This window comes from Christiangramia sp. LLG6405-1, assembly GCF_045055805.1.
GTDB lineage: Bacteria > Bacteroidota > Bacteroidia > Flavobacteriales > Flavobacteriaceae > Christiangramia.
Genome location: NZ_CP159330.1, coordinates 2,790,913 through 2,817,281, shown reverse-complemented (window position 1 = coordinate 2,817,281; position 26,369 = coordinate 2,790,913). Strand labels below are relative to the sequence as shown.

The 26,369-nt window shown below is 37.6% G+C and carries 30 protein-coding genes; 18 read left to right on the top strand and 12 right to left on the bottom strand.

Going from position 1 to position 26,369, the window contains the following annotated elements:
- Positions 1 to 2: 2 nt before the first annotated feature.
- Positions 3 to 1,079, top strand: coding sequence for a YncE family protein (locus ABVM50_RS12955; protein WP_405198946.1), 1,077 nt, complete (start codon positions 3 to 5; stop codon positions 1,077 to 1,079).
- A gap of 69 nt (positions 1,080 to 1,148) precedes the next feature.
- On the opposite strand, the gene ABVM50_RS12950 is transcribed toward ABVM50_RS12955, so the two are convergent.
- Positions 1,149 to 2,651: a S41 family peptidase gene (locus ABVM50_RS12950; protein WP_405198945.1), complete on the bottom strand. Its 1,503-nt coding sequence runs from the start codon at positions 2,649 to 2,651 to the stop codon at positions 1,149 to 1,151.
- A 136-nt stretch (positions 2,652 to 2,787) separates the two neighbouring features.
- Between ABVM50_RS12950 and ABVM50_RS12945 the strand changes: the two genes are divergently transcribed.
- From ABVM50_RS12945 to ABVM50_RS12930, 4 genes are read left to right on the top strand one after another with little or no spacing between them, the layout of a single operon-like run.
- Positions 2,788 to 3,297, top strand: coding sequence for an RNA polymerase sigma factor (locus ABVM50_RS12945; protein ID WP_405198944.1), 510 nt, complete (start codon positions 2,788 to 2,790; stop codon positions 3,295 to 3,297).
- Entirely contained in the window at positions 3,284 to 3,736 is a 453-nt protein-coding gene (locus tag ABVM50_RS12940) for a hypothetical protein (RefSeq protein ID WP_405198943.1), read from the top strand. Before ABVM50_RS12945 ends, ABVM50_RS12940 begins: the two co-directional genes overlap by 14 nt.
- Positions 3,737 to 3,747: 11 nt before the next feature.
- Positions 3,748 to 4,275 (top strand): DUF4252 domain-containing protein, encoded by a 528-nt coding sequence (locus tag ABVM50_RS12935; protein ID WP_322300447.1) that lies wholly within the window; start codon positions 3,748 to 3,750, stop codon positions 4,273 to 4,275.
- 4 nt (positions 4,276 to 4,279) lie between these two features.
- A complete protein-coding gene (locus ABVM50_RS12930; RefSeq protein WP_405198942.1) occupies positions 4,280 to 4,873 on the top strand; it encodes a DUF4252 domain-containing protein in 594 nt (197 codons plus the stop codon).
- Positions 4,874 to 4,959: 86 nt separating this feature from the next.
- Here the strand turns inward: ABVM50_RS12930 and purB are convergent, their stop codons facing one another.
- The 3 genes from purB to ABVM50_RS12915 all read right to left on the bottom strand — a co-directional run bounded on the left by purB (position 4,960) and on the right by ABVM50_RS12915 (position 7,573).
- Entirely contained in the window at positions 4,960 to 6,297 is a 1,338-nt protein-coding gene (gene purB / locus ABVM50_RS12925) for an adenylosuccinate lyase (protein ID WP_405198941.1), read from the bottom strand.
- 62 nt (positions 6,298 to 6,359) lie between these two features.
- A complete protein-coding gene (locus tag ABVM50_RS12920) occupies positions 6,360 to 6,896 on the bottom strand; it encodes a hypothetical protein (protein ID WP_405198940.1) in 537 nt (178 codons plus the stop codon).
- The gene (locus tag ABVM50_RS12915) at positions 6,896 to 7,573 is read right to left on the bottom strand and encodes an SIR2 family NAD-dependent protein deacylase (RefSeq protein ID WP_405198939.1); all 678 of its coding nucleotides are present in this window, start codon (positions 7,571 to 7,573) and stop codon (positions 6,896 to 6,898) included. The genes ABVM50_RS12920 and ABVM50_RS12915 overlap by 1 nt, the downstream gene beginning before the upstream one ends.
- A gap of 220 nt (positions 7,574 to 7,793) precedes the next feature.
- Between ABVM50_RS12915 and ABVM50_RS12910 the strand changes: the two genes are divergently transcribed.
- Complete coding sequence (locus ABVM50_RS12910) at positions 7,794 to 8,447, top strand: TrmH family RNA methyltransferase (protein ID WP_405198938.1); 654 nt, start codon at positions 7,794 to 7,796, stop codon at positions 8,445 to 8,447.
- Positions 8,448 to 8,480: 33 nt separating this feature from the next.
- Complete coding sequence (locus ABVM50_RS12905; protein WP_141877887.1) at positions 8,481 to 9,011, top strand: SRPBCC family protein; 531 nt, start codon at positions 8,481 to 8,483, stop codon at positions 9,009 to 9,011.
- Here ABVM50_RS12905 and ABVM50_RS12900 read toward each other — a convergent pair.
- The 4 genes from ABVM50_RS12900 to rlmH all read right to left on the bottom strand — a co-directional run bounded on the left by ABVM50_RS12900 (position 9,008) and on the right by rlmH (position 12,863).
- Positions 9,008 to 9,766 (bottom strand): carboxypeptidase-like regulatory domain-containing protein, encoded by a 759-nt coding sequence (locus ABVM50_RS12900; RefSeq protein ID WP_141877886.1) that lies wholly within the window; start codon positions 9,764 to 9,766, stop codon positions 9,008 to 9,010. The genes ABVM50_RS12905 and ABVM50_RS12900 overlap by 4 nt on opposite strands.
- Before the next feature lie 75 nt (positions 9,767 to 9,841).
- Complete coding sequence (locus ABVM50_RS12895) at positions 9,842 to 11,635, bottom strand: DEAD/DEAH box helicase (protein WP_405198937.1); 1,794 nt, start codon at positions 11,633 to 11,635, stop codon at positions 9,842 to 9,844.
- 173 nt (positions 11,636 to 11,808) lie between these two features.
- Complete coding sequence (locus ABVM50_RS12890) at positions 11,809 to 12,381, bottom strand: non-canonical purine NTP diphosphatase (protein WP_405200710.1); 573 nt, start codon at positions 12,379 to 12,381, stop codon at positions 11,809 to 11,811.
- A gap of 8 nt (positions 12,382 to 12,389) precedes the next feature.
- Positions 12,390 to 12,863, bottom strand: a complete 474-nt coding sequence (gene rlmH, locus ABVM50_RS12885) for a 23S rRNA (pseudouridine(1915)-N(3))-methyltransferase RlmH (RefSeq protein WP_405198936.1) — start codon at positions 12,861 to 12,863, stop codon at positions 12,390 to 12,392.
- A gap of 51 nt (positions 12,864 to 12,914) precedes the next feature.
- Here rlmH and nadC point away from each other — a divergent pair, with 51 nt between their 5' ends.
- The 5 genes from nadC (at position 12,915) to priA (ending at position 18,295) form a co-directional block, all read left to right on the top strand.
- Positions 12,915 to 13,772 (top strand): carboxylating nicotinate-nucleotide diphosphorylase, encoded by an 858-nt coding sequence (gene nadC / locus ABVM50_RS12880; RefSeq protein WP_405198935.1) that lies wholly within the window; start codon positions 12,915 to 12,917, stop codon positions 13,770 to 13,772.
- A gap of 2 nt (positions 13,773 to 13,774) precedes the next feature.
- Positions 13,775 to 14,698, top strand: coding sequence for a YihY/virulence factor BrkB family protein (locus ABVM50_RS12875; protein ID WP_405198934.1), 924 nt, complete (start codon positions 13,775 to 13,777; stop codon positions 14,696 to 14,698).
- 26 nt (positions 14,699 to 14,724) lie between these two features.
- Positions 14,725 to 15,285, top strand: coding sequence for a chalcone isomerase family protein (locus ABVM50_RS12870; RefSeq protein WP_405198933.1), 561 nt, complete (start codon positions 14,725 to 14,727; stop codon positions 15,283 to 15,285).
- Position 15,286: 1 nt separating this feature from the next.
- Positions 15,287 to 15,712, top strand: coding sequence for a DUF2147 domain-containing protein (locus ABVM50_RS12865; protein ID WP_405198932.1), 426 nt, complete (start codon positions 15,287 to 15,289; stop codon positions 15,710 to 15,712).
- Between the two features lie 129 nt (positions 15,713 to 15,841).
- Positions 15,842 to 18,295, top strand: a complete 2,454-nt coding sequence (gene priA, locus ABVM50_RS12860) for a primosomal protein N' (protein WP_405198931.1) — start codon at positions 15,842 to 15,844, stop codon at positions 18,293 to 18,295.
- 53 nt (positions 18,296 to 18,348) lie between these two features.
- Here priA and ABVM50_RS12855 read toward each other — a convergent pair whose 3' ends face one another.
- Positions 18,349 to 19,059, bottom strand: coding sequence for a LytR/AlgR family response regulator transcription factor (locus ABVM50_RS12855; protein ID WP_405198930.1), 711 nt, complete (start codon positions 19,057 to 19,059; stop codon positions 18,349 to 18,351).
- Between the two features lie 163 nt (positions 19,060 to 19,222).
- Between ABVM50_RS12855 and rpsF the strand changes: the two genes are divergently transcribed.
- The 4 genes from rpsF to ABVM50_RS12835 all read left to right on the top strand — a co-directional run bounded on the left by rpsF (position 19,223) and on the right by ABVM50_RS12835 (position 20,868).
- On the top strand, positions 19,223 to 19,561 hold the full coding sequence (rpsF, locus tag ABVM50_RS12850; protein WP_141877878.1) for a 30S ribosomal protein S6: 339 nt from the start codon (positions 19,223 to 19,225) through the stop codon (positions 19,559 to 19,561).
- Between the two features lie 2 nt (positions 19,562 to 19,563).
- The gene (rpsR, locus tag ABVM50_RS12845) at positions 19,564 to 19,863 is read left to right on the top strand and encodes a 30S ribosomal protein S18 (protein ID WP_026916063.1); all 300 of its coding nucleotides are present in this window, start codon (positions 19,564 to 19,566) and stop codon (positions 19,861 to 19,863) included.
- A 12-nt stretch (positions 19,864 to 19,875) separates the two neighbouring features.
- The gene (gene rplI, locus ABVM50_RS12840) at positions 19,876 to 20,325 is read left to right on the top strand and encodes a 50S ribosomal protein L9 (protein ID WP_405198929.1); all 450 of its coding nucleotides are present in this window, start codon (positions 19,876 to 19,878) and stop codon (positions 20,323 to 20,325) included.
- A 63-nt stretch (positions 20,326 to 20,388) separates the two neighbouring features.
- Complete coding sequence (locus ABVM50_RS12835; RefSeq protein ID WP_405198928.1) at positions 20,389 to 20,868, top strand: DUF6495 family protein; 480 nt, start codon at positions 20,389 to 20,391, stop codon at positions 20,866 to 20,868.
- A 2-nt stretch (positions 20,869 to 20,870) separates the two neighbouring features.
- Here ABVM50_RS12835 and ABVM50_RS12830 read toward each other — a convergent pair whose 3' ends face one another.
- On the bottom strand, positions 20,871 to 22,106 hold the full coding sequence (locus ABVM50_RS12830; protein WP_405198927.1) for an ABC transporter permease: 1,236 nt from the start codon (positions 22,104 to 22,106) through the stop codon (positions 20,871 to 20,873).
- A 135-nt stretch (positions 22,107 to 22,241) separates the two neighbouring features.
- On the opposite strand from ABVM50_RS12830, the gene hisS reads away from it, so the two are divergent.
- Positions 22,242 to 23,612 carry a histidine--tRNA ligase gene (hisS, locus tag ABVM50_RS12825; protein ID WP_405198926.1) on the top strand — a complete coding sequence of 457 codons (1,371 nt, stop codon included), beginning with the start codon at positions 22,242 to 22,244 and terminating at the stop codon, positions 23,610 to 23,612.
- A gap of 1 nt (position 23,613) precedes the next feature.
- Here hisS and ABVM50_RS12820 read toward each other — a convergent pair whose 3' ends face one another.
- Complete coding sequence (locus tag ABVM50_RS12820) at positions 23,614 to 24,567, bottom strand: aldo/keto reductase (protein ID WP_405198925.1); 954 nt, start codon at positions 24,565 to 24,567, stop codon at positions 23,614 to 23,616.
- Between the two features lie 4 nt (positions 24,568 to 24,571).
- Positions 24,572 to 25,564: a TerC family protein gene (locus ABVM50_RS12815; protein WP_405198924.1), complete on the bottom strand. Its 993-nt coding sequence runs from the start codon at positions 25,562 to 25,564 to the stop codon at positions 24,572 to 24,574.
- 289 nt (positions 25,565 to 25,853) lie between these two features.
- Here ABVM50_RS12815 and ABVM50_RS12810 point away from each other — a divergent pair, with 289 nt between their 5' ends.
- The gene (locus ABVM50_RS12810) at positions 25,854 to 26,366 is read left to right on the top strand and encodes a (2Fe-2S)-binding protein (protein ID WP_405198923.1); all 513 of its coding nucleotides are present in this window, start codon (positions 25,854 to 25,856) and stop codon (positions 26,364 to 26,366) included.
- The last annotated feature ends 3 nt before the right edge of the window (positions 26,367 to 26,369 follow it).

Here is a 26,369-nt window from a genome sequence, read left to right as displayed (position 1 = left end):
CCATGAATTTTAAACACTATTTCAGCCTGCTGGCACTAATTTTTTTACTGAACTCCTGTAGCGACGATGAGGATTGCTGTGTAATTCCTCCAGGTGAGGATAAAGAAGCATTTGAAGAAGGCATTTTTGTATTGAACGAAGGTAACTTTGGTTCTGGAAATTCTACTGTATCCTTTATAGATGAAGAGACCGGAGAAGTTCAGTCTCAAATATTTAATTCAGTAAACGGAACTTCATTAGGGGATACCGCGCAAAGTATTTACCTTTCTGAAGAGTTGGCATTCGTAATTTTGAATGTATCCAATACAATTGAGATCGTAAATCGAAATACTTTCGAAACTGTTGGGCAGATTTCAGAAAACTTACAAAATCCACGATTTGCGACGGTTTCAGAAAATTCTCTATACGTTAGTAACTGGGGAGATGCTTCCAATCCTGATGATGATTATGTTGCTGTTTATAATTTATCTGACTATTCTTTTGATTCTTCGATTGAGGTTGCTGAAGGACCGGAGAAAATACTAGCTAATAATGGTTCGATCTATACTGCGCATAAAGGCGGATATAATTTCAATAATATCATTTCAGTGATCAATACTTCTACAAAAGAGGTGTCTACTGAAATTGTAGTAGGAGACGTTCCAACTTCAATGATTGTTGATGGTCCGAACTTAATTGTATTATCTGCAGGGAAACCATCCTATGCAGATGTAGAGACTGCGGGAAGTATTAGCCTAGTCAATATGAATGTGAATACAGTATTGAACTCTGCAGAATTCCCTACATCGAGCATTCATCCGGATAACCTTGTACAAAGTGATGACAGGTTTTACTTTACAGTCGGAAAGGCCGTTTATGAATACTTAAGTGGAGGAGACCTTCCTTCCGGACCAAAGTTCAGATTGGAAGATGTGGAGTCTTTATATGGTTTTAATGCCAGAAACGGGATGTTGTATGCTGCTTCAGCGAATGCGAGTTTTACTGGTAATGGTCAGGTTTTTGTCTATGATGCTTCAAATGGAAGTCTATTTAAATCTTACGAAGCCGGAATAAACCCCAACGGAGTCTATTTTAATTAATGCTGAAATCTATACTAAAACAAAAAACCCAGCTCAATGAGCTGGGTTTTTTATACTTAAAAATTAGAATTATTTAGAGAATTCTAATCTTTTGTTCTGACCTGGAATTTCAGGTAATTCGTCAATATACATTTTCTGATATGTAGCCTTCTGAACTCCAGACTCGCTGAATTCATTATACCAGTATTCTTTCTGACTTGAGATCATACTTCTGTTTCCAGAAATTACATTCAAAGCAGCGTTTAGTAATGGATCTGAAGCTTCTCCAAGAACACCAAGATTTGAGATACTTTCAACAATTTCAGTATCTGGAGTGATCCCGTTGAATGGTACACCAACATCATTAGAGTTTACAGACTCATAAACCAAGGGTTGAATTGCATAGGTGTGATCTGGATTAGCACCAGTTCTTCCAAAGTTGCTTGAATCATATAAGGTTACAGATGCCTGTGATTTACCTACGGTTTGATCTCCTACTGTCACTACATCAATATATGGGGCAAGTCCATTTACTACAAGTTCACTGGCTGATGCTGTAGAACTCGAAACAATTGTATATAATCTAGTAAGATTTAAACTGTTAATTGCTTCTCCACCTTCAAGTGTTGTGGTAAATCTATTGAATAGCCTGTCTGGATCCTGGTTAAGGAAATAATTTTGATATTCGGCATTCCATTGTTGTTTAGCGAATATCTCTCCAGTAAATTGTCCTGTAATCATACTGGCTAGCCTGGTAGCAGAACTAACACGACCACCACCATTGTAACGTAGGTCAAGAATTAATTCTGTAATTCCTTCAGCTTTAAAATCTGCAAATGCAGCGTTCATTTCATCGTCAAAGTCGGCTACGAAGCTATTGTAAAGCATGTATCCGACTTTAGTTCCATCTACATCAAGAACGTTAGTTACAAGAATAGGGTTCTCTGTTAATACTTGTGTATCAATAGTAACTTCTTCTCCAGTTGTAGTTACCGTATCATCTTCCATGGTAGCAAGACCAAATGTAAGAGTGGTTTCCTCTAACAAGTCACGATAATTTGTAATGGTAAGAGTCTGACCATTTAAAGATGTGAAAATATCACCTCTTTTAATATCAGCATTTTCAGCATTAGATCCAGGAATGATATAACGAACTACCCCAAACAGGTCATCACTACCAGAAAATCTGTAAAGTCGGAAATCAACTCCCGTAGTTTCAGATACACCAGCAAAACTATTTTCGAGAGCGATATAATCATCAACAATAAAACTAAAACGATCCTGTTCGATCACTAGACCATCATAAAAAAGATTTTCAGGAGAATCAAATGTCATCAAATAATCATTAAGGTCATCCTGGGTATCGAAAAAATCATCACCAAGTTCAGGAACCTGACTTTTATAAACATAAATATCGTTCATTCCTTTCCAAACGAAATCCTTGATTTCCAATTCTAAGTTGTCTTCAGTTTCACCAGTAACCGGTGGAGTAACAGGTTTCTCGGTAACACCAGATCCATCATCATCGCTGGAACATCCGGTAAGTAAACTCCCTGCAACAGCAAAAAGCATTAAGTATTTACTTATTTTCATAATTAAATTAAGGTTAAATTTTTCTAAATTTTTTTTAAAAATACTTACATAAAGTCAAATAACAAATTTATTGTAACATTTCTACTTCCCACTCGTCGTAAGTATAACAAGGCAGTATCAAACTAATCATCAATTAATGCAAGAGCGAATTTTTCTTAATCATATAAATCCTGTAAAGGATAAAATATATCGATTAGCATTAAGGCTGCTAACATCAAGAGATGCGGCTGAAGATGCTACTCAGGAAGTGATATTAAAACTATGGAGCCGAAAGAGTAAGATCAAGCATTATGCCAATGTAGAAGCATTTGCGATGACGATCACTAAAAATTACTGTCTGGATCAATTAAAACTAAAGCAGAATAATAATCTGAGAATTGTACATCAGAATTATGAAAGCAAACAAATTCCTTTACAGACAGAAATTGAAGTAAATGATGAAATGCAGTGGTTGGGCAGGATTGTTGACAGTTTGCCTGAACAACAAAAATTGATCTTTCAGCTAAGAGATGTAGAACAATATGACTATGATGAAATCGCTGAAATTACAAATATGAATCATACAGCGATACGCGTTTCACTTTCAAGAGCCAGGAAAGCGATAAGAGAAAAGCTGATTAAAAAACATAACTATGGAATTAAATAGAATAGAAGGGTTGCTCAGTCGGTATGAGGAAGGTGAGACAACCCTTGCTGAAGAAAAGGAGTTAAGGGAATATTTTATTACGGAAGAAATTCCTGATCATTTGGAAACTTATGCACTGCTCTTCAAATTTCAATCACAACAAATTAAAACAACCTTTAAGGAGAGTGAACCTTTAAAATTAGAAGGGAAAAATTACAGGTTTGCATGGACTTCAATAGCTGCGGTGATCATTGTTGCCTTAGGTCTTTTTTACTTCAACCAGCCACAACCCTCATTAACAACTTCAGAAATGAGTTCTGTTACCGAACAGGAGCAAGCTCTGGAAAAGACGAAGCAAACCTTGAAGATGGTTTCAGCAATGATGAATGAAGGCACCGCAGACCTTGTTTACTTGCAGGAATTTAATAAAACTAAGAATCAAATAATTGAATTAAACTAAATCTATAAACCATGAATAAGTTAGTAATTGCCCTGCTGTTAGCTGCAGCTCCAATGTTTACCCAGGCTCAAAACTTCGAAAAGTATGAAAATATGAAAGAAGTTGATGCGATGGTAATGACCAGTAAAATGTTTAAAATGCTGGCAAAAGTAGATCTCAGTGAAAATGATCCTGAATCACAACAATACATGAAGCTTATAGAGAATCTGGAAAGAATCCAGATCTATAAGTCATCAAACCCTAAAGTGATGTCTCAAATGTCAAGTGACGTAAAATCTTACCTGGCTAAAGGCAGTCTTGAAGAGTTAATGCGAGTGAATGACGATGGTAAGAATATTAAATTTTATTCTCTGCCTGGGAAGAACGATAATTATGTAAGCGAACTTTTTATGTTTCTTGAGGGAACAGAAGGATCAGAGCCTATGAATATCATTCTTAGCATTACGGGCCAGATCGATCTTTCACAATTGTCGAAATTAACAGCAGATCTGAAAGTTCCTGGAGCCGAAGAATTAAAGAAAGCCAACAAAAAATCTTAATCTTATGAAATCAATCAAATTATTAGTCTTAAGCAGCATTACTTTAATTGCAGTATCCTGTAATAACGAAAAATCTTTACAGAAATATTATGTCGAGAATCAGCAGGACACCGACTTTCTTGCTGTAGATGTTCCTACCAGCCTATTCACCAATGCAGATGCACTTGATGAAGAGCAAAAGTCTACCATGGAAACTATCAAGAAAATAAATGTACTGGCTCTTGAGAAAGATGAGAATCCTAAGAAATTTGAGGAAGAAAAACTTAAACTGGATGAGATCTTCCAGGATGAGAAATACCAGTTATTAATGCGATATGGCGGTAGCGACCGTAAGGCGGCTCTGTACTTTATTGGTGAGGAAGATGCTATCGATGAGCTTATCGTATATGGATATGATAATGAAAAAGGTCTTGGTGTAGCTCGGGTACTAGGTGAAAATATGGATCCTGAAAAGATTATGGAAATGATGCAATCATTAAAATCTGAAGATATTAATACTGGCGGAATAAAAGGAGTGATCGATATCTTCGGAAATTCTAAACAGAAGCAAAAAGATACTACTGAAGTTGAAATGAAAACAACGGCAGATACATTATAGATTACTAAACAGTAATTTTTTAGTTAGTTGAAAGAAAAAGCCTCCGGAACGTCCGGAGGCTTTTTTAATGCGTTGAAATAAGTTATTTAGATTCCAGTATAATTTTGTGGCGTTATCTTATGAAGCTCAGCTCGAACTTCTTCAGTCACTTCCAGCTCATCAATAAACCTGGAAATACTTTCCTTTGTAATTCTTTCATTAGTTCGGGTAAGACCTTTCAAAGCTTCATACGGATTTTTATAACCTTCTCTTCTTAAAATCGTCTGAATCGCTTCAGCAGCAACAGCCCAGTTATTCTCAAGGTCTGCATGAAGCTTATCTTCATTTAAAAGCAACTTGTTAAGCCCCTTTAAAGTCGATTTAAAAGCGATGATCGTATGACCCATTGGAACACCAATGTTTCTTAGAACTGTGCTATCGGTTAGATCACGTTGCAGCCTGCTAACCGGTAATTTTGCTGAAAGATGTTCGAATATCGCATTAGCGATCCCAAGATTCCCTTCGGAATTTTCAAAATCTATAGGATTTACTTTATGTGGCATGGCTGAAGAACCTATCTCACCTTTTTTGATCTTCTGTTTAAAATAATCCATCAAAATATATGTCCATATATCACGATCGAGATCCAGAAGGATATTATTGATGCGTTTGAAAGCATCGAATAATGATGCCGCATGATCATAATGTTCTATTTGGGTAGTAGGGAAGGAGTGGTGAAGCTTCAGTTTCGATTCGACAAAATTCTGTCCAAAGGCTTTCCAGTTGGTATCTGGGTATGCTACTTTGTGAGCGTTGAAGTTTCCAGTTGCTCCTCCAAATTTTGCTGCGTGAGGAATATCTTTCAAAAATCGTAGCTGCTCTTTGATTCGAACCACAAACACCTGAATTTCTTTTCCAAGTCGGGTAGGTGAAGCCGGTTGACCGTGGGTACGGGCCAGGAGTGGAATATCTTTCCATTCTTCAGCCAGGGATTCCAGTTTTTTCACAATTTCATCCAGTTCTGGAAGGTAAACTTCTTCCGTAGCCTCCTTTAAACTTAGTGGAATGGCCGTGTTATTAATATCCTGAGAGGTAAGACCAAAATGAATAAACTCCTTCGAATCCTGCATTCCAAGCTTTTCAAATTCTTCTTTCAGAAAATATTCAACTGCTTTCACATCGTGATTAGTAACTTTTTCGATCTTCTTTATAGCCTGTGCATCTATCGAAGTAAAATTTTGATACAGCTCTCTCAGCTTCGGGAAGTTTGCGGAATTTACATCCTGAAGTTGAGGTAAGCCCTGTTCATGTAGTGCAATGAAATATTCAACTTCTACCAGGATACGATAGCGTATCAATGCTTCTTCACTAAAGTATGCTGAAAGTTGCTTGGTTTTGGATCTATACCTTCCGTCTATTGGAGATACTGCAGAGAGCGATGTCATTTCTTGTTTTTAAAAAATTAAAGCATAAAGATACTTCTTCCTGATTGACTAAAAAACAGATGTTACAATTTCCTCAGGATCTTCAAAGCCCGTGATCTATATCCTGAAGTTGAAGCAGAAATATCTTTTTCCAGCAGCGCTTTCAGTTCAGATTCAATCCATTTTTCTTCTGTTCTGAGATCATAAGCATTCTGCATGGCAAAAACTTTTACTGCAGTTTTCTCGTCATTCATTAAAAATTGAAATGAAAGCCTGATAATTTCCTTTATTTCAGAATGATTAAGATGAATTGGAGATTTTTTATGGAAATGTGATTCAACCAGAAAACTGAATATTTTCATCATACACCTTTTGGAAGAGCCATCAGAATACAATTTTCCACTATTAATTATTGTAGACATAAATTCGCCCAGTATTTCACAGTTATCACGTCCAAGCATTTCAATTATCATCCATGCCTTTATCGATAATTCCTGAGGGAACTTGATGAGTTCTATGGTCTGTGGCAAAAGATTGTTAGATAGGATCAATTCTGTAGCATATTTTCTGGAAGCAAGTCGCAAGCTGGTATTTTCCAGAATTTCTTGAACTTCCTGCATCAAGCTAATAATTGAGCTACAAGCTTTGGTATACCCTCCACAGCCTTTTTACTTATTATTTCAAGCGATGCAGTTTCACTAATATTAGGTTTAGGATCGATAAAATATACCGGACATTTCTTCGGAATAAAATCTACCAATCCGGCAGCAGGATATACCTGCATAGATGTACCTACAATGATAAGAATATCTGCCATTGCACAATGATCTGCCGCCTTCTGAAACATAGGAACGGCTTCGCCAAACCAAACAATATGAGGTCTAAGTTGTTTATTATGTTCGCAAAAATCTCCACTTCGAATATCTTTTTTCCAATCCATCACCAGGTTTTCATCGAAAGTACTTCTGGCTTTTAATAATTCACCATGAAGATGTAATACATTCGAGCTACCTGCTCGTTCATGTAAATCATCAACGTTCTGAGTAATGATCTGTACGTCATATTGTTTTTCAAGTTCTACTAAAGCATGGTGGGCTGCATTTGGTTCTACTTCCAGAAGTTGTCTTCTCCGTTGATTATAGAAGTCAAGTACTAATTCGCGGTTGTTTTCCCAAGCCATTGGTGAGGCTACTTCCATCACATCATGACCTTCCCACAAACCGTTTTCATCCCTGAAAGTTTTTAAGCCACTTTCAGCACTTATTCCAGCTCCGCTTAGTACAACTATTTTCTTCATTTTTTATGGATTTCTGATTAGTAACGCCATCTTGAATTTTTAAAATACAAAGAAATTCTGATTAGGCTTCCATATAATGGCTCTGTCCCTTCATCTACCTTAAAACTTTTCAGCTATTAAATATTGAAAATCAGGTGTTATCGAATATAATATTGGTATCGAAGATAAATACTAGCGAATCGCTTCTAAAAGAGCACAGTTTTTATATTTTAGTACAGCCATGACCGACCAGAAATTACTTGAACATTTACAGGGATTGTTGACCCAGCGCAGGATCGATCTCTTCGAAAAAGTTCTGACTCAAAGAACAGATCATTTTACCGTAGTAGCCCAGGATGTGTATCAATTACATAACACCAGTGCGGTGGTTCGTAGTTGTGATGTGTTCGGGATCCAGAACTTACATATCATCGAAGAAAACCTGCCCAGGCAAATTGACAAGGAAATTGCCATGGGTGCCCAGAAATGGGTAGATGTACATCGATACAATACTTCCCGGGAATGTCTGCATGAATTACGGCAACAGGGTTACCAGATCGTAGCCACCACTCCTCATAATAATTCAACGATGCTGGCAGATTTTGATATTTCAAAACCTTCAGCCATATTTTTTGGGACGGAGCAAAACGGACTTTCAGAAGAAATTCTTAGAGAGGCCGATGCAAGTATTAAAATTCCTATGTATGGGTTTACTGAAAGTCTTAATATCTCAGTTTCTGCAGCGATCATACTTCAGTCATTAAGAGAAAAACTTGATACTTCTAATATAGACTGGCAGTTTTCTGAAGAACGAATGCAAGAAGTAAGACTGGCCTGGACAAAGAAAACTATTAAAAATTCAGAGGAGATTATTGAACGTTTCCGTAATCAGTAAATATTCGTAACTTTTAAATCCTAAAGCCGAGCAATGACCCTGTTTTTCTACTTAATTATTGCCTTAATAACATTTTTCGCATTTTTGCACGCATGGGCTAAAAAAGACTTTGATGTTAGCAGGACCGTGGTGATCAATAAGTCCAGAGAAGAAGTCTATGGCTTTGTTCGTCAGCTAAAAAATCAACCATTATGGAATCCGTTGTTTCAGCGTGATCCTAATGCAGTATTAAAATATAAAGGTCCAGACGGTAAAGAGGGCGCTTCTTTCTATTGGAAAGGAAATAATAAAGTAGGTGAAGGGATACAGAAAATAGTAAAGACCAAGCAGGGTAGGGTTTTTGAAACCAAGATTCTTTTTATAAAACCGGTTAAGGTCAATGCGCTTACATATATAGGCGTTAAGGAATTGGATAGTGAGAAAACGAAGATGGTCTGGGGAACTAGAGGAAACCTGGCGTTTCCGCTTACTATCATTAGTATTTTTTATTCTCCTGAAAAAGCTATGGGAAATAACCTGGATCAGGGTTTAAAGGAATTAAAACAGATTCTCGAAAATCGCTAATTCTTCTGAAGAACTTTGTATTCTTCGTAACAGCCGTTAATGGCATTCAGTATTTGGAGATCATTTGCTGTTCGCATAAAATCTTCAGAATAGTTGCAATTATTCAGAATCTCATCAATTTCAGCCCGGTTTACCTGTAATAAAGCCATTAAGGTTTCCCGATCAAATTTATTCCGAAGGAGATCTTTAATATCTTCATCCTTCTTCATCTCCCTGAGTTTCCGCATCTGTTTTGGTCTCGCGCCAAATATATTATATACGAGATCTGCAGGATTGGAAAGGGAGCGTAATGCCTTTGTTACAGCATTGGGAGATTTGTCACCACCTTCATATCCAGAGTTTAAACCAGAAATACTATAGCGGTAATTATCATAAATTGGAATATTTTTAGCGTCGATTTCGAGGTAACCTGTTAGATTATTGGAAGTAACCGTTACTTCTTCAAGATCAAAACCCAGCTCGGTCATCTTAACCTTTACATTTCCGTACTTAAGCCAGTCATTGGTCACTCGAACTCTAATGGACCTAAATCCCAGGTAAGAGAAGTATAAAGTGTCATTAACGGTTGCCTGAAGTTTAAATTCCCCTTCTTCACCAGTAGTAGAGCCTTTAACCTGGTTAAGGTTCACGATATGTACATTTTCAATAGGCTTGTCATTAGCCGCGTTCATTACCGTACCGGCAACGATATCTACTTCCTGAGCAGATAAGATACCTGTGAGTAGAAAAAATAATAGGGGTAAATATGTCTTCATAGCAATCGAGCCTAAAAATAGAAAATCTTCATAAAAAACAGTGCCAAACTTAAACTAAGTTTGGCACCTTTTATTTTATGCTTTCGATCTTCTTCTTTTTATAGAACTCTCGACATTTTTGTTTCGGCTTCCTTTCCGGTTGCCCTTTTTGTCTCCTCGATCTGAACTGCTACGTCTTTTCCCGAAGCTTCCTTTATCGTTAAAGCTTTTTCCGCCGCCTTTACGACCGCCGCTGCCGCCGCCACGTTCTCTTTTACGACCACCGCCGCCATCAGACTTCTGGTCTTTAGTAATCTCCACATTCACATATCTACCATTTTGCTGGTATTCTGTAAATGTTTTAAGAATTAGATCAGCGTGCTTCTCATCTGTATTAAAGAAAGAAAAACTTGCTTTGCAGTCTACTTTAAAAATATCATCCCTGTCAAGGTTTAGTTCGCCTGTAAGGAAATCTTTAAGACTCTTCCAGTCATAACCATCTTTAGAACCAACATTAATGAAATATCTTGTATTTCCTTCTGAAACTTCTGGTCTACCTCCTGCAGATTCTGCAGTAAGATCTGGAGCCTTCTCATAATAGTTAAAGAAACGAGTAAACTCAACCGAAAAGAATTTTTTGATCAATTCTTCTTTAGTGAAATCTTCCAGAGCTTCATTAATATTTGGGAGATAAGGATCAATATCATGATTGATCTCAGTCTTCTTGATATCATTCGCTAAATGGAATAACTGGATCTTACAGATCTCTTTTCCATCAGGAATTTGCTTTTCTTCGAATTTCTGCTGAATGATCTTTTCAATCGTACGGATCTTACGAACCTCACTTTTGGAAATGATAACCATCGATACACCGCTCTTACCAGCTCTACCTGTTCTACCACTACGGTGAGTATAGGTTTCTATTTCATCTGGCAACTGGTAGTTAATTACGTGAGTAATATCATCTACATCAATTCCACGGGCAGCAACATCTGTAGCTACCAGCATCTGGATTTGTCTGCTTCTAAAACTCTTCATTACCAGGTCACGTTGATTCTGGCTAAGATCACCGTGCAATGCAGCAGCGTTATAACCATCTTCGATCAGCTTTTCAGCAACCTTTTGAGTATCTCTTTTTGTTCTACAGAAAATTACAGAGAAGATATCAGGATTAGCATCTGCAAGCCTTTTTAAAGCATCATATCTGTTTCTGTGATTTACCAGGTAGTATTCATGAGTAACATTCGACGTACCCATGTTCTTTGATCCTACCGTGATCTCAACAGGATCTGTCATGAACTTCTTAGCGATCTTAGCAACTTCCTTAGGCATGGTAGCTGAAAACAACCATGTTTTTTTGTGTTTTGGAGTGTGCGAAAGTATGCTTTTGATGTCTTCATAGAATCCCATGTTCAGCATCTCATCTGCCTCATCAAGAACACAATAGTTAATGGAAGAGATATCTGCAAGGTTTCTTCTAATCATATCCTGCATTCTCCCTGGAGTTGCAACAATGATTTGAGCTCCTCTTTCAATCGCTCTTGCCTGATCTGTAATGCTAGCTCCACCATAAACGGCAACCACATTTAGAGATCTTTTGTATTTACTGTAGTTCTTTAACTCATTGGTGATCTGTAAACACAGTTCACGTGTTGGCGATAAGATTAAAGCCTGAGTTTTTTTAGAATTGGAATCAATTTTCTGGATAAGTGGAAAACCAAAAGCTGCGGTTTTTCCTGTTCCTGTTTGTGCTAGTGAAACCAGGTCGGTTTCCTGGGATAGAAGAATAGGGATTGATTTTTCCTGTACTTCACTAGGGGTTTCGAAACCCATGTCGTTTATGGCCTGTAGCAAATCTGCGTCCAGTCCAAGTGCTTGGAATGCGTTCATTCTTTTTTGTAAGTATTCGATTATCGTATGTAAGTGTTACATAAGAAGCGAATCGACATACTTAAACCTAAACTTCCAGTAACACATCCTCACCCTGAGGAATTTCAAGCCGCAAAGATACGTTTAAATCTGAAGCAAACTAATTTATAGTGATTTATTTAAATAGCTGAATATTAAATAGATAGGTAGTCTATGAGTTCTTTGAAAGCTTTTGCACGATGGCTAATACCCGATTTTTCTTCCAGATTCATCTCGGCAAAGGTTTTATCAAATCCCTTCGGTTGAAAAATCGGATCATATCCAAAACCGTATTCTCCACGTTCTTCCTTTGTGATCGAACCCTCACAAATTCCCGTAAATAGATTTTCGTTCTCTTTTAAATTTAAGGCGATCACAGTCTTAAACCGTGCCGTACGATCATCACGCTCCTCGAGCTGATTCAACAGCTTTCTACGATTCGCGGCATCATCCTTTTTCTCACCCGCATATCTGGCAGAATAAACTCCCGGTGCTCCAGCGAGGGATTCTACTTCAAGTCCAGTATCATCAGCAAAGCAGTCATAGCCATATCGAGTTCTTACATATTCTGCCTTTATGATGGCATTGGCGTCGATTGTATCACCGGTTTCTTCAATATCTTCATCACAGCCAATCTCCTCGAGGCTTATTAATTCAATATGATCTGGCACTAAAGCCTGTATTTCTTTAAACTTATTCATATTATGTGTTGCAAAAACTAATTTGATAGTATTCATTATCTATGATGGTAAGGTTCGTTCTTTAGTATAGTAAAGGCGCGGTACAATTGTTCAGTAGCGAATAGGCGCACCATTTGATGAGAAAAGGTCATTTTCGAAAGAGAAATCTTTCCGTTCGCTCTTGCATAGACGGCATCTGAAAAGCCGTAGGGGCCGCCTATTACAAAGATCAATCGCTTCAATCCCGTGTTCATTCTCTTCTGAATATATTCTGAAAATGCTACGGAATCATACTGCTTACCGTTCTCGTCCAGTAGAAGCACGAAATCTGAATTCTGAGTTCCGCTTAGTATAAGATCACCTTCTTTGGTTTTCTGCTGGTTCTCATCGAGATTCTTGGTTTTTTTAAGGTCAGGGATCACTTCTAGTTCAAATTTGATATAATGCTGAAGTCTTTCTGAATAGATGCTTATTAGATCTTCTAGCTCCCGTTTATCGGTTTTCCCGACACACACTAATTTTATGGTCATCCCGTGATTTTAGTACAGACTTTACTACATTTACAAAAATAAGCAGAGAAAATGATCTCACCGGAACAATTCGAAAAAGAAATAGATTTAATTATAGAAAATGCCATTCGTGAGGATGTTGGAGATGGAGACCATAGTTCTCTCGCCTGTATTCCGAAGTCTGCAAAAGGCAAAGCAAAATTGCTTGTAAAGGATCAGGGTCTTATCGCAGGAGTCAAATTTGCAGAAAAGGTATTTCATTACGTAGATCCAGAATTATCTATCGATCTCAGAATTCAAGACGGACAGAAGATTTCGAAGGGAGACATTGCTTTTTACGTAGAAGGTTCTTCGCAATCTATTCTTAAAGCAGAACGACTTGTTCTGAATGCTATGCAGCGAATGAGTGCTATTGCAACTAAAACCGCAACTTTTGTAGAAAAGTTAGAAGGCACCGGAACTAAGATTTTGGATACCCGTAAAACTACACCGGGAATCCGCGCTCTGGAAAAATGGGCAGTTAAGATTGGTGGTGGCGAGAATCATAGATTTGCGCTCTACGATATGATTATGTTAAAGGATAATCATATCGATTTCGCCGGAGGTATTACCAGGGCAATACATAAAACGAAAGAGTATCTTACTAGTATCGATCTCGACCTGAAGATCATAGTCGAAGCGAGAAACATGAATGAGATTAGGGAGATATTAAAGTCAGATGGGATCTATCGTATTCTTATAGATAATTTCAATTATGAGGATACCAGGAAAGCTGTGGATCTAATAAATGGAAAATGTTTGACGGAGAGTAGTGGAGGGATCACTCTGGAAACTGCGCGTTCTTATGCAGAATGTGGAGTGGATTATATAAGTAGTGGCGCATTAACGCATTCTGTGTACAATCTAGATCTGAGTTTAAAAGCCGTTTAATAATGGCACCAAAAAAAGCGTTTAACTCCAAATTAAAGGATCTTTCGGCCTGGTGGAAACGCTGGTCGAAAGGGGTTGTTTTACCCGGCCTGGATGGATTAACGCTTTATAATTTATGGATTATTTATTGGGGAGGGATTGTAAAAGGAACTTTTTCTACCCGGGCAAGTAGCATTGCATTCAGCTTTTTTATGGCAATCTTTCCATTCCTGCTATTTGTGCTGAATTTGATCCCGTACATTACTTTCATTGATGATTTCCAGATAGAATTTCTGGTTTTTATGGATTCCCTATTGCCTCCTGAGACTTCAGATTTCTTCGGAACAATTTTCGAGGATATTGCGAGCACACCCCGGGGGGGATTGTTATCTGTGGCATTCATACTTTCAGTATTTTTAATGACCAACGGTGTAAACGCCATTTTCACTGGCTTCGAATTTAGTTATCATACCAAGAAAAACAGGTCAATTCCCCGGCAGTATGCTGTTGCACTGGGGGTTGCGCTTATACTGGCACTGTTGTTGCTAATATCTGTTATAGGTGCTGTATATACGACTTATGCTATTGCCGATCTAACGGATCTGGGATTGTTTAGTGAAGAAGGAACCGGAGCACATCTATTAAAATATATTGGATTTATTATTCTAATTTATACATCTGTGGCGATACTATATTATTTTGGAACTAAGGAAGCAAGACAGGCAAGATTCTTTTCTGTAGGCGCAACCTTTACTACCATTCTTATTATTATTGCTACCTTTTTATTCAGTTTATACATTACAAATTTTTCAAATTACAATGAATTATATGGTTCTATTGGAGCTTTACTGATTCTTATGTTTTATATATGGCTCAATTCCAACCTTTTATTACTCGGTTTCGAACTAAATGCTTCATTGATCAAATTGAAAAGGAATTTTAAATAACTTTAAACCAAACTAAACTTACAAACATGAAAAAACTAGCAGTTTTATTTATTGCAATGATGAGCTTCGGCTTAACTTCAGCTCAAACAGAAGTTGGTGGCGTAAAACTTCCAAATTCTGAAACGTATCAAGGGAAAACCCTTCAGATTAATGGAGCAGGAGTCAGAGAGAAATTATGGATCGACCTTTATGCGGGCGGACTCTATCTTTCTGAAAAATCTTCCAGTGCAGATGCTATTATGTCTTCAGATAAACCAATGAGCATTAAATTACATATCGTAAGCAAGCTAATTAGCAGTGATAAGATGGTGGATGCTGTGAATGATGGTTTTGAAAGCTCTATGAGTGGTAACACTAAACCACTAGCTGCAGAGATCAAGAAGTTCAAAGGTTTCTTTATGGAAGAAATCACTAAAAATGATGTTTTTGACATCGTTTATCTTCCAGGAACTGGTGTTACAGCTTACAAGAATGATAAAGAACTAGGTACTATTAAAGGAATGGAATTTAAGAAAGCTTTGTTTGGAATCTGGTTGTCAAAAAACCCGGCAGATGATGATCTTAAAGATGCCATGTTAGGTAAATAATATGAGGAAGTTTTTATTAGTTCTCTTAATTCTTCCACTATTCACTCATGATCTTAGCGCACAGGATGTTCTGGGGAAATGGGAGAATCGAAATGAAGAAGGTGTGGTAAATAGCATTATCGAGGTCTACGAGAAAGATGGTAAGATCTACGGGAAAGTAGATCGAATCATGCGGGAAGAAGACAGGGATAGACTTTGTACGAAATGCGAAGGTGATCTCCGAAATAAACCGGTGGAAGGCATGGAAATTATGCAGGGCCTGGTGAAGGAAGGAGAAGAATATAGTGATGGAACTATCGTTGATCCCAAATCTGGTAAGGAATACCGTTGTAAGATCTGGATCGATGAAGAGGAACCGGATGTGTTGAATATTCGTGGATATATCGCTCTATTCTATCAAACCAGAACCTGGCAAAGAGCCGAATAATAAACTACAAGCATAAAGCTGCCTGGAAAGTCAGACTTATTTTCATAGAACTAAAGTTTCTTAATACTTTTGAGTTCTTAGAAAAAGTCGCTGTCCAGGCAGTTTTTCGTTTTATCAATCTGAGCTAGTATGTCACAATTTGTAGATCTTATTTTACCGTTGCCACTGGATAACAGGTTTACGTATGCTGTCACAAGTGAAGAGGCAGAATTCATTCAGGAGGGAATGCGATTAGCTGTTCCTTTTGGTAAGAACAGGATTTATACAGGTATCGTTGCTAAAATTCATGGAACTCCGCCAGAAGTATACGAAGCCAAACCAGTTCACCAGATCATAGATGAAACTCCGCTGCTTACGCATAACCAGTTGAAATTCTGGAACTGGATCGCTTCCTATTATTTATGTACGGAAGGAGACGTTATGAGAGCAGCCTTACCCGGAGCATTTTTACTCGAGAGCGAAAGCATCGTAAAGCTTTCTTCGGAAGTCAAAATTGAGGACGAAATGCTTACCGATGATGAGTATTTGGTTACTGAAGCATTGCAAAGGCAATCTTCGATGAAGATCCAGGAGATCGAGCAATTACTTGACAGGAAGAAAGTATTACCTATTATAAACAAACTGGTAGCAAAGAATCTGATAGAACTCAACCAGGAAATTTATGAGCAGTTCAAGCCTAAGGAAGTTCGTTATGTAAGTCTCAATCCTATATACGAAGCAGAAGCTGAAATGCATGGCTTGCTGGATGAACTATCCAAGGCACCGAAACAACGTGAGGCTTTGCTAAGCTACTTCAGTTTAACCGCAAAATCTCGAAAAGCTCTTAAATTAAAGGAACTTTGCAATGAATCCGGAGTTTCTGCTGCCGTGATAAAGGGATTAATTCAGAAGAAAATATTAATTGAAGAATACCGGTCTACAGACAGGATTCAATTCAATTCAGAAATAAGTAACCACGAAATAAATTTCAGCAGGGAACAGCTAAGAGCATTTACAGAGATTACAGAAAATTTTGCTGAAGATCATGTGTGTTTGTTGCATGGTGTAACGTCTTCCGGGAAAACGGAAATCTATATTAAACTTATTGAATCAGCTCTTGAAAAAGGTAAACAATCATTATATCTGTTACCTGAGATCGCACTAACCACTCAGCTGATCAAAAGGTTACAGAATTACTTTGGTGATAAAGTACTGGTGTATCACAGTAAGTATTCGGTAAATGAACGGGTAGAGATATACAAACATGTAAAAGAAAATAAGGATAAAGGTAAAATCGTAATAGGAGCAAGGTCATGTATTTTCCTGCCATTTCAGGATCTTGGACTTATTGTAGTAGATGAGGAACATGAAGCTACTTTCAAGCAATTTGATCCTGCGCCAAGATATCACGCTCGAGATGCTGCCGTGGTTCTAGCCAATATTTTTCAGGCCAATATCGTACTTGGATCGGCCACACCCTCTGTAGAATCCTATTTTAATGCCGTACATAATAAGTATGCTCTCGTCGAACTTCATAGCAGGTTTGGAGATGTATTGATGCCGGAAGTAGAGGTGGTCGACATTAAAACTGCGCATAAGAAAAAGAAGATGACCGGCCATTTTTCTGAGAGAATGATTGAAGAGATTAAGTCCAGTCTGAAGGAAAACGAACAGGTGATACTTTTTCAGAATCGCAGAGGGTTTTCACCTATTCTGGAATGTAATACCTGCGGACATTCACCACAATGTCCAAATTGCGATGTTAGCTTAACTTATCACTCGCATAATAACCAGTTGCGATGTCATTACTGCGGTTATCATATTGCAATGCAGCTCCAATGTATGGCGTGTGGTAGTAATGAGATTACAACGAAAGGATTTGGAACTGAGCAGGTGGAAACTGAATTAAAAGCGCTTTTTCCAAAACATAGTGTAGGTAGAATGGACCAGGATACTACCCGTGGAAAATATGCTTACGAAAAGATTATTGAATCCTTTGAAAATCACGATACAGATATTCTTATTGGAACTCAAATGCTTAGTAAAGGACTGGATTTTAGAAAGGTGAGCCTGGTTGGGATTATGAATGCAGACAATCTTCTAAATTTCCCAGATTTCAGGGCTCATGAACGAAGTTTTCAGTTGATGTTGCAGGTAGCAGGAAGATCGGGCAGAACTAAAAAAAGAGGAAAGGTTTTGATCCAGAGCTACAACCCACACCACCAGATCATTCAGCAGGTGTCTACTGGCGCATATAAGGAAATGTATGAGGAGCAATTGGAGGATCGCTACCAGTATCAATACCCGCCGTTTTATCGTCTCGTACGGTTGACACTAAAGAGCAGGGATTTCTCCAAAACCAATGAGGCAGCAGAGTGGATGGCAAGAGCTTTGGAGAATGTGTTCGATAGATTTGTTCTGGGACCTGAATTCCCACCGGTAGCCCGAATTCGTAATGAATACTATAAGAATATACTTATCAAGATTCCGCAGAAACAAAATCTGGGAAAAACGAAAGCGATGATCACCAGAATCTTAAAATCTTATCAGGCTATTGGCGCATTCAGGTCGGTTAGAGTTATAACAAACGTAGATCCCCAATAAAAAAAGCCACCGGTTAGGATGGCTATATATTATTGGAGTGTTGATCGTTCTTCTTATTGTATCGCACTGAGTGCTTCTACCAAATTCGCTTTCTTATGTCGGCTTAACGGTAGTAATTCTTTATCGATCTCTATATTTTTACTGTTATATCTTTCGATCTTATCCAGATTCACAATATAGGATTTGTGAGTACGCAGGAATCTTTCACTGGGAAGTTCTTTTTCAAAAGATTTCATCGTTGCGAGAACTACAAAATTATCTTTCTCGGTCACGAACTTCACATAATCTCCAAGAGCCTGAATGTACTTCAGCTTGTTCAGAAATACCTTACGATTCTTAAGATTACTTTTTACGAAGATAAAATCATCGTCTTCCTGGATTGGGGTCTGGTGTTTAAGCTTATAAAGATTCACCGCTTTATTAACGGCATTGTTAAAACGGTCTTTAGTTACGGGTTTGTGAATATAGTCTACGGCATCATAGTCAAAAGCCTTGAAAGCATACTTGGTCTTGCCAGTAACAAATATTATCTGCGGTTTATTTGGAAGATTATCGAGTAATTCAAAACCTGAAAGAATTGGCATTTCGATATCTAAGAAGATAAGATCGGTCTCGGTATCCAGCAGGCCATTCTTAGTTTCTATAGCATTGTTATATTCGGCAACCAGGTTAAGATTAGGATGGTCTTTTATCAATTTAACGATCGATAACCTTTGCAGGCTCGAATCATCAACAACAGCACATTTAAGTAAAACTTCTTCCACGATAATTAGGTTAGACTTTAACAATATTACTCATTATATATAACAAATGCAAGGTGCATATAATTTAGCTGGTTAAAAATAGTATTTTTACCTGGGTAATAAGCTTTGAAATATGAATAATAAATTCTATTTTTGCAGCCGATTAAATTTAAAGTAGAATTTTATGAACAACTATGAAACTGTTTTCATCTTGAATCCCGTTTTATCTGATGAGCAGATAAAGGAGACAGTTAAGAAATACGAAGATTTTCTTGTTTCTAAAGGGGCTAAGATGGTAGCTAAAGAAGATTGGGGCCTAAGAAAACTGGCTTATGCAATCCAACACAAGAAGAGTGGTTTTTATCACTTATTTGAATACGAAGCTCCAGGTGAGGTTATCGAACCTTTAGAGTTGGAATTCAGAAGAGAAGAGCGTATGATGCGTTATTTAACTGTAAAGTTAGATAAACATGCAATTGCTTGGGCTGAGAAGAGAAGAAAACGTAACAAGGAAAAAGCGTAATCATGGCAACATCTATTGAACAACAAGCAAAAGGAAAAAAAGACGGAGAGATCAGGTATCTAACTCCTCTTAATATAGAAACTACCAAAGCGAAAAAATACTGTAGATTCAAAAGATCTGGTATTAAGTACGTTGATTACAAAGATCCAGATTTTCTTATGGGGTTTGTAAACGAGCAAGGTAAATTGTTACCTCGTCGTTTAACAGGTACTTCTTTGAAGTTTCAGAGAAAAGTGGCTACTGCTGTAAAGCGTGCTCGTCACTTAGCACTAATGCCTTACGTAGGTGATTTATTAAAATAAAAAGAGGCAGTTATGGATGTAATACTTAAAAAAGACGTAGACAATCTAGGTTTTAAAGATGATGTTGTGGCTGTTAAAAACGGTTACGGTAGAAATTATCTTATACCTCATGGATACGCTGAACTGGCAACTCCTTCTGCAAGAAAAGTTTTATCTGAAACTTTAAAGCAGCGTGCCTATAAGGAACAAAAGCATATTGACGAAGCTAAGAAACAGGCTGAGAAACTTAACAACATTGAGATCAAGATGACTGCTAAGGCAGGAGCTGGTGACAAGTTGTTTGGTTCTATCACTAACGGTGATTTAGCTGATGCTCTTGCTAAGGAAGGTGTAGAAATTGAGAAAAAATTTATTAACATCGCCGGTGGAAACATCAAGCGTTTAGGACAGTATGATGCAACTTTGCGTTTTCATCGTGAAGTAGTTTCAAACCTAAGTTTTGACGTTGTAGGGGAAGCTTAATATTATAATTTTATAGCAAAAAGCCCGCTCATTTATGAGTGGGCTTTTCTTATTTTTAGAAAAATGAAATACGCTCGATTAACTAAAGAACAATTTGAAGAGATGCAACAGGAGTTCATAAACTTCCTGGCAACTCAGTCCATTACTGGTGAGGAATGGAATAAGATCAAAAAAGAACAGCCTAAGGTTGCTGAAGATGAAATGGATCTGTTTAGCGATCTTGTCTGGGAAGGAGTTCTTAATAAGGTTGAATACCTGGAGCATTTTTCTCCAAACCAGGTCTTCCTTTTTTATATTTCTGAAGTGACCATCAACCTGATAGCGATTAAGGTAGATAATGAATCTGTAGACATTACTACCCGGGAAGGTTATCAATGGTTACAAACCAATCTTATGAATGAAATGGTGAATATCTATACATCTTCAAAAGCTCTTAGTGAGGACAGAAACAAGGATATTTTCGCTTTGATCAAACAGGGAGCAAATATCACAAAAGGTGAACTATATGCTTACTTTAAGGATATCGTTGATAAGGACGCTTAGAACTATTCGTATCTAAGTGATTCTATAGGATCCTGTTTTGCTGCTTTTGCAGCAGGATAACTGCCTGCAAGTATAGCTACGAATATGGTAATCCCGGTAGCCCATAACATGGCTTTCCATGGGGTGGTGAAATCGAAATCCAGGGAAGACGATACGGCCCAGCCAATAAGGATTCCTAGCAATATACCGAGTAAACCACCAAGCTGACCAATCACTAAAGTTTCCAGGAAGAACTGCATTGCAATAGTATTTTTCTTAGCACCTAATGCTTTTCTAACTCCAATTTCTCGTGTTCTCTCGGTAACACTTACCAGCATGATATTCATCAAGGCGATGGATGATCCAAATATGGTAATGATCGAAATGATCCAGGCGGCGATATTCAAAGCACCAGTAATTTGAAGAATTCGATTAATAAGATCATCACTTCTTTCTATTCCAAAGTTGTTATCTTCTTTTGGGTTTAATCCACGAATATTTCTGAAGGTGATAATAGCTTCATCCATAGCCGATTCCAATACTTCCTTGTCTTCCACCTTTACACTCAGGCTGTAATTGATATTTGGCTGAGAAAAGATCGAGCGAGCATGTTGAATAGGGATAAAAACTCTTAGATCCTGGTTGTTTCCGAAGGTACTTCCTTTACTTTCCAGAATTCCAATAACTCTGAATTTCGCCCCACGAATACTAATCGTTTTATTAACGGGATCCATTCCATTGAAAATTCCGTCTTTATAGTCGGCACCAATCACCGCAACATTATTATTATTGTTAATATCGAAGATGTTGAACTCTCTTCCTTCTTCAACTTCAAGTCCGGAGTTCTCTAAATAATATTCGTTTACCCCGAGAACTGAGATATCCGGATCTGTTTTTTCATTCTGATATTTGATTTCTGCAGATCCTGTCCCCGTAAATGATATAGCGGTTTCAGTAAATGGAAACTGAAATTTCTCCTTAAACTCGGTCACTTCCCTATAGCTAATTGTAGGATTTACCTTCCGGTCCTCGTTGCTTATTCGCTCTCTAAATTCGTAACGTTGCAGGTTAAAAGTATTTGCGCCCATTGAAGCAAAATCCTGACTTATAGTGTTTTCCAGTGCGGCTACAGCACTAAGGATCCCAACCAATGCTGTGATACCTATAGCGATGATGAGAACGGTTAATACAGTTCTTAGTGACTGATTTCTTATGGAACTTAGAGCAATTCTAATATTTTCCCGCAGGAGTGAAAACATGGGCTAACTTTTCGATCTTAACGATTAGACTATAAAATGATAGGATTGTTACTTAAAATATCAAATTTGTTTGGGTTCACTCAAAAATTAAGATATTTGCAGTCCTTTAAAAATCATATTTCAGCTTAGAACTTTATGGCACAAAAACCGTCAATTCCAAAAGGTACCAGAGATTTTTCTCCGGAAGAAGTAGCAAAAAGAAACTACATTTTCGATATCATCAAAACTCAATTTAAAAGTTTTGGTTTTCAACCTATCGAAACTCCAAGTTTTGAGAACTCTTCGACTCTAATGGGGAAATATGGTGAAGAAGGAGATCGCCTGATATTCAAAATTCTTAATTCAGGTGATTATCTTAAAAAAGCTGATGCGAAAGCTCTGGAATTGAAGGATAGTACAGCATTAACTTCCTCTATAAGTGAGAAAGCACTAAGGTATGATCTTACGGTTCCTTTTGCCAGGTACGTGGTACAGCATCAAAATGAGATCGAGTTCCCTTTTAAACGTTACCAGATACAACCCGTTTGGAGAGCAGATCGTCCTCAAAAAGGAAGGTTCAGAGAGTTTTTCCAATGTGATGCAGATGTGGTGGGAAGTGATAGTCTATGGCAGGAAGTGGAATTCATACAATTGTATGATGCGGTATTTACTCAATTAGGTCTGGAAGATGTAACGATCAAAATCAATAACAGAAAGATCTTATCTGGTTTTGCTGAAGTTATTGGTGAACAGGATCGACTTATTGATTTTACTGTAGCGCTGGATAAATTAGATAAGATAGGTGAAGCTGGAGTTCGAAAAGAAATGCTGGAAAAAGGTATTTCAGAAAAGGCTATAGAAAAAATATCTCCAATTTTTGATCTTAAAGGTTCCTTTGCTGAAAAGATCTCAGGATTACAATCTATTCTGGAAAGTTCAGAAACTGGGATGAAAGGTATCGAAGAATTGCAATTTATACAGAATGCTGTAGCTGAAATGCCTTTGAAAACCGCTACTCTCGACCTTGATGTGACTCTGGCACGCGGACTCAACTACTACACCGGAGCTATTTTTGAGGTTGCTGCTCCCGAGAAAGTTAAGATGGGAAGCATTGGTGGAGGAGGAAGATATGACGATCTTACCGGAATTTTTGGTTTGAAGAATATGAGCGGTATGGGAATTTCGTTTGGTCTGGATAGAATATACCTGGTACTTGAAGATTTGGATCTGTTTCCTGAAACTGTACGGGAGAATACCAAAGTTCTTTTTATAAATTTTGGAGATAAGGAATCCTTATATGCGATGAAATCCATCCGATCTTTAAGAAACTCCGGAATTACTGCTGAACTTTATCCGGACAGTTCCAAAATGGGTAAACAAATGAAATATGCCGATAAACGAGATATTCCATTTGTAATACTTGCTGGAGAAGAGGAAATTGAGGAGCAGACATTTACACTGAAGCATATGAAATCTGGTGAGCAGGATACACTTCGTCTGGAAGATCTTATCTCCAAACTTTCTTAAATTAATGTTTGCTTGCCGCATTTAGATTTTCCATTTCTTCTTTGGTAAGTTCCATGTTGACAGCTTCTTCGAAACTCTTTAGATGCTCAGCTTTGGTTGCACTTGCAATTGGAGCAGTAATACCTGGGCGTTGCATGATCCACCTCAAAGCAATTCCTGCCTGGGAAATATTATGATGGTCTGATATATCTTTAAGTGCGTTGAGCACTTTTTTACCACGATCGTCGAAATAATCTCCAAGGAACTGTTCGCGATCACTGCCTTTTATATCTTCGATACTTTGGTATTTTCCAGAAAGAAATCCGCTGGCTAAGCTAAAGTAGGAGGTAACTCCAAGATCGTTTTCCTGGCAGATTTCCTGAATTTTCCCTTCGAATTTGCTTCGCTGCATCAAACTATATTCCGGCTGGAATACCTGATACTTTGGTAAGTCGTCATTTTTTGAAGCATCTATAGACCCCTGTAATCTTTCAGGACTTAAATTTGAAGCTCCAATATATCTCACCTTTCCCTGCTCAATTAATTTCTGATAGGCACCAAGGGTTTCTTCTACGGGAGTTTTATTATCATCCCAATGGGTGAAATAAAGGTCGATATGATCTGTTTGCAATCTTCTTAAGCTATCTTCGACTGCATTAAGAATATGTGTTTTGGAAATATCCTTATCGCCCCCTTGTTGCATACTGGAGCCAACTTTGGTGGTAATGGTCAATTTATGCCGGTTACCTCTGGACTTCATGTATTTTCCAATAATACTTTCAGATTCACCACCAGAATTTCCTTCGGCCCATCTGGAATAAACATCTGCAGAATCAATAAAGTCAAATCCCATATCCAGCAGTTGATCCATCATTCTGAAAGATTCTTTTTCATCGATCGTCCACCCGAATACATTTCCGCCGAAAATAATTGGAGGAGTATATAATTCTGTATTTCCTAATTTTAGTCTTTTCATAATGCTAAGTTTTTTCTAATTCGGTCTTAGAAGTTTGTCGTAGAGATAATAATATCGAACCTATTAAAATTAAAGCTATAAAACAAAGAGAAATCCAGATTGGTATTTCGTAAAGATCACTTACCAGGAATTTTATTCCCACGAAAGCCAGTATAATTCCCAGACCTTCATTTAAGTAAATAAACCTGTCTTTCATATCTGCCAGTAAAAAATACAAAGCACGAAGACCCAGAATTGCAAATGCATTTGAGCTTATGATTATAAATTCATTCCTGCTTACCGCTAATATTGCCGGGATAGAATCCACCGCAAAGATTACATCGGTTAGTTCTATGATGATCAATACGGTTAATAGAGGAGTGGCAATCTTCTTACCATTTTCTATTACAAAAAAGTTGTCTTCCCTGTAACCTTCAGTTTGAGGTATCACTTTTCGTACCCATTTGAAAATCCTATTGTTATCAGGATTGGCTTCAGAAATATCGCTTTTAAAGATCTTATAAGCGGTATACAGTAAAAATGCGCCGAATATATATATGATCCAATGTACATTTTCGATCAGGGCAATTCCGCCGAAAATAAAAATGACTCTTAGAGCAAGGGCGCCGAATATTCCCCAGAACAAAACTTTATGCTGAAATTCCTTTGGTACTTTAAAATAGCTAAAAAGTACAGCCCATAAGAACACATTATCCATAGACAGAGATTTCTCGATCAAATACCCAGCGAGATATTCTCCTGCGGCGAGAGAACCCTGCCACCAATAGATCACAGCTGTAAATAGAAGCCCCAGGCTTATCCAGCCGGCACTATACCACGCAGCTTCCTTAGTATTTATCTTATGAGGTTTTCTCATCACCAGTTTTAAGTCTACGATGAGAAGAAGGATGATAAAGGCAGAAAAGGCTATCCATACCCATGGATCTACCATGAAATCTTCGGAAGCTGCTGCCACAGGCTCGATGTATCCGGCAAAATTAGATGCTTTTATTATCACAATTTTTTGAGCAAATAAAACTCAAAATTGGATATGAGATTTGATTTTACAACAACTATAACAATTAAAATTTGAGCAATATATTTCTAATTTGAATGACATGAGAATAACTTAAAAGGTAGACTTAAAATGCATAAAACTAATAACTTATGATCAACTTAATGATTAAACAAAAATCATAAAAAAATATTAAGATGTGTGATATAAATAATTCTGACCAAATTATTCTCTAGCTTTAAAAGGTATTCTATTAATTATTAGAATCAATTACCAACCAAAACCATACAAAATGGAAATTAAACAACATCCAGATACTGAAGAATTGGTATTAAATATTAATGGACGAGATGTTAGTATGAAAGTTTATGCATGGACAACTCTTGTCGATGCCTTGCGGGAACATTTACAGCTTACAGGAACCAAAAAAGGCTGTGATCATGGTCAATGCGGAGCGTGTACCGTTCTTGTAGATGGAAAGCATATTAATTCGTGCCTGACCCTCGCCGCAATGCAAAAAGGGAAAGAAATTGTCACGGTGGAAGGATTAGCTAATGGCGATGAATTGCATCCAGTGCAGGAAGCATTTATCAAACATGATGCATTCCAGTGCGGCTATTGCACACCCGGGCAGATATGCTCTACCATTGGACTGCTGAATATGAATAAAGGAAGCGATCCTGCGGAATTAAGAGATCTCATGAGTGGAAATATTTGTCGTTGTGGTGCTTATGCCAACATTTATAAAGTGGTGGAGGAATTAAAAGACAGAGATACCGAAGCTTTATCTAAAAACAGCAATTAGACT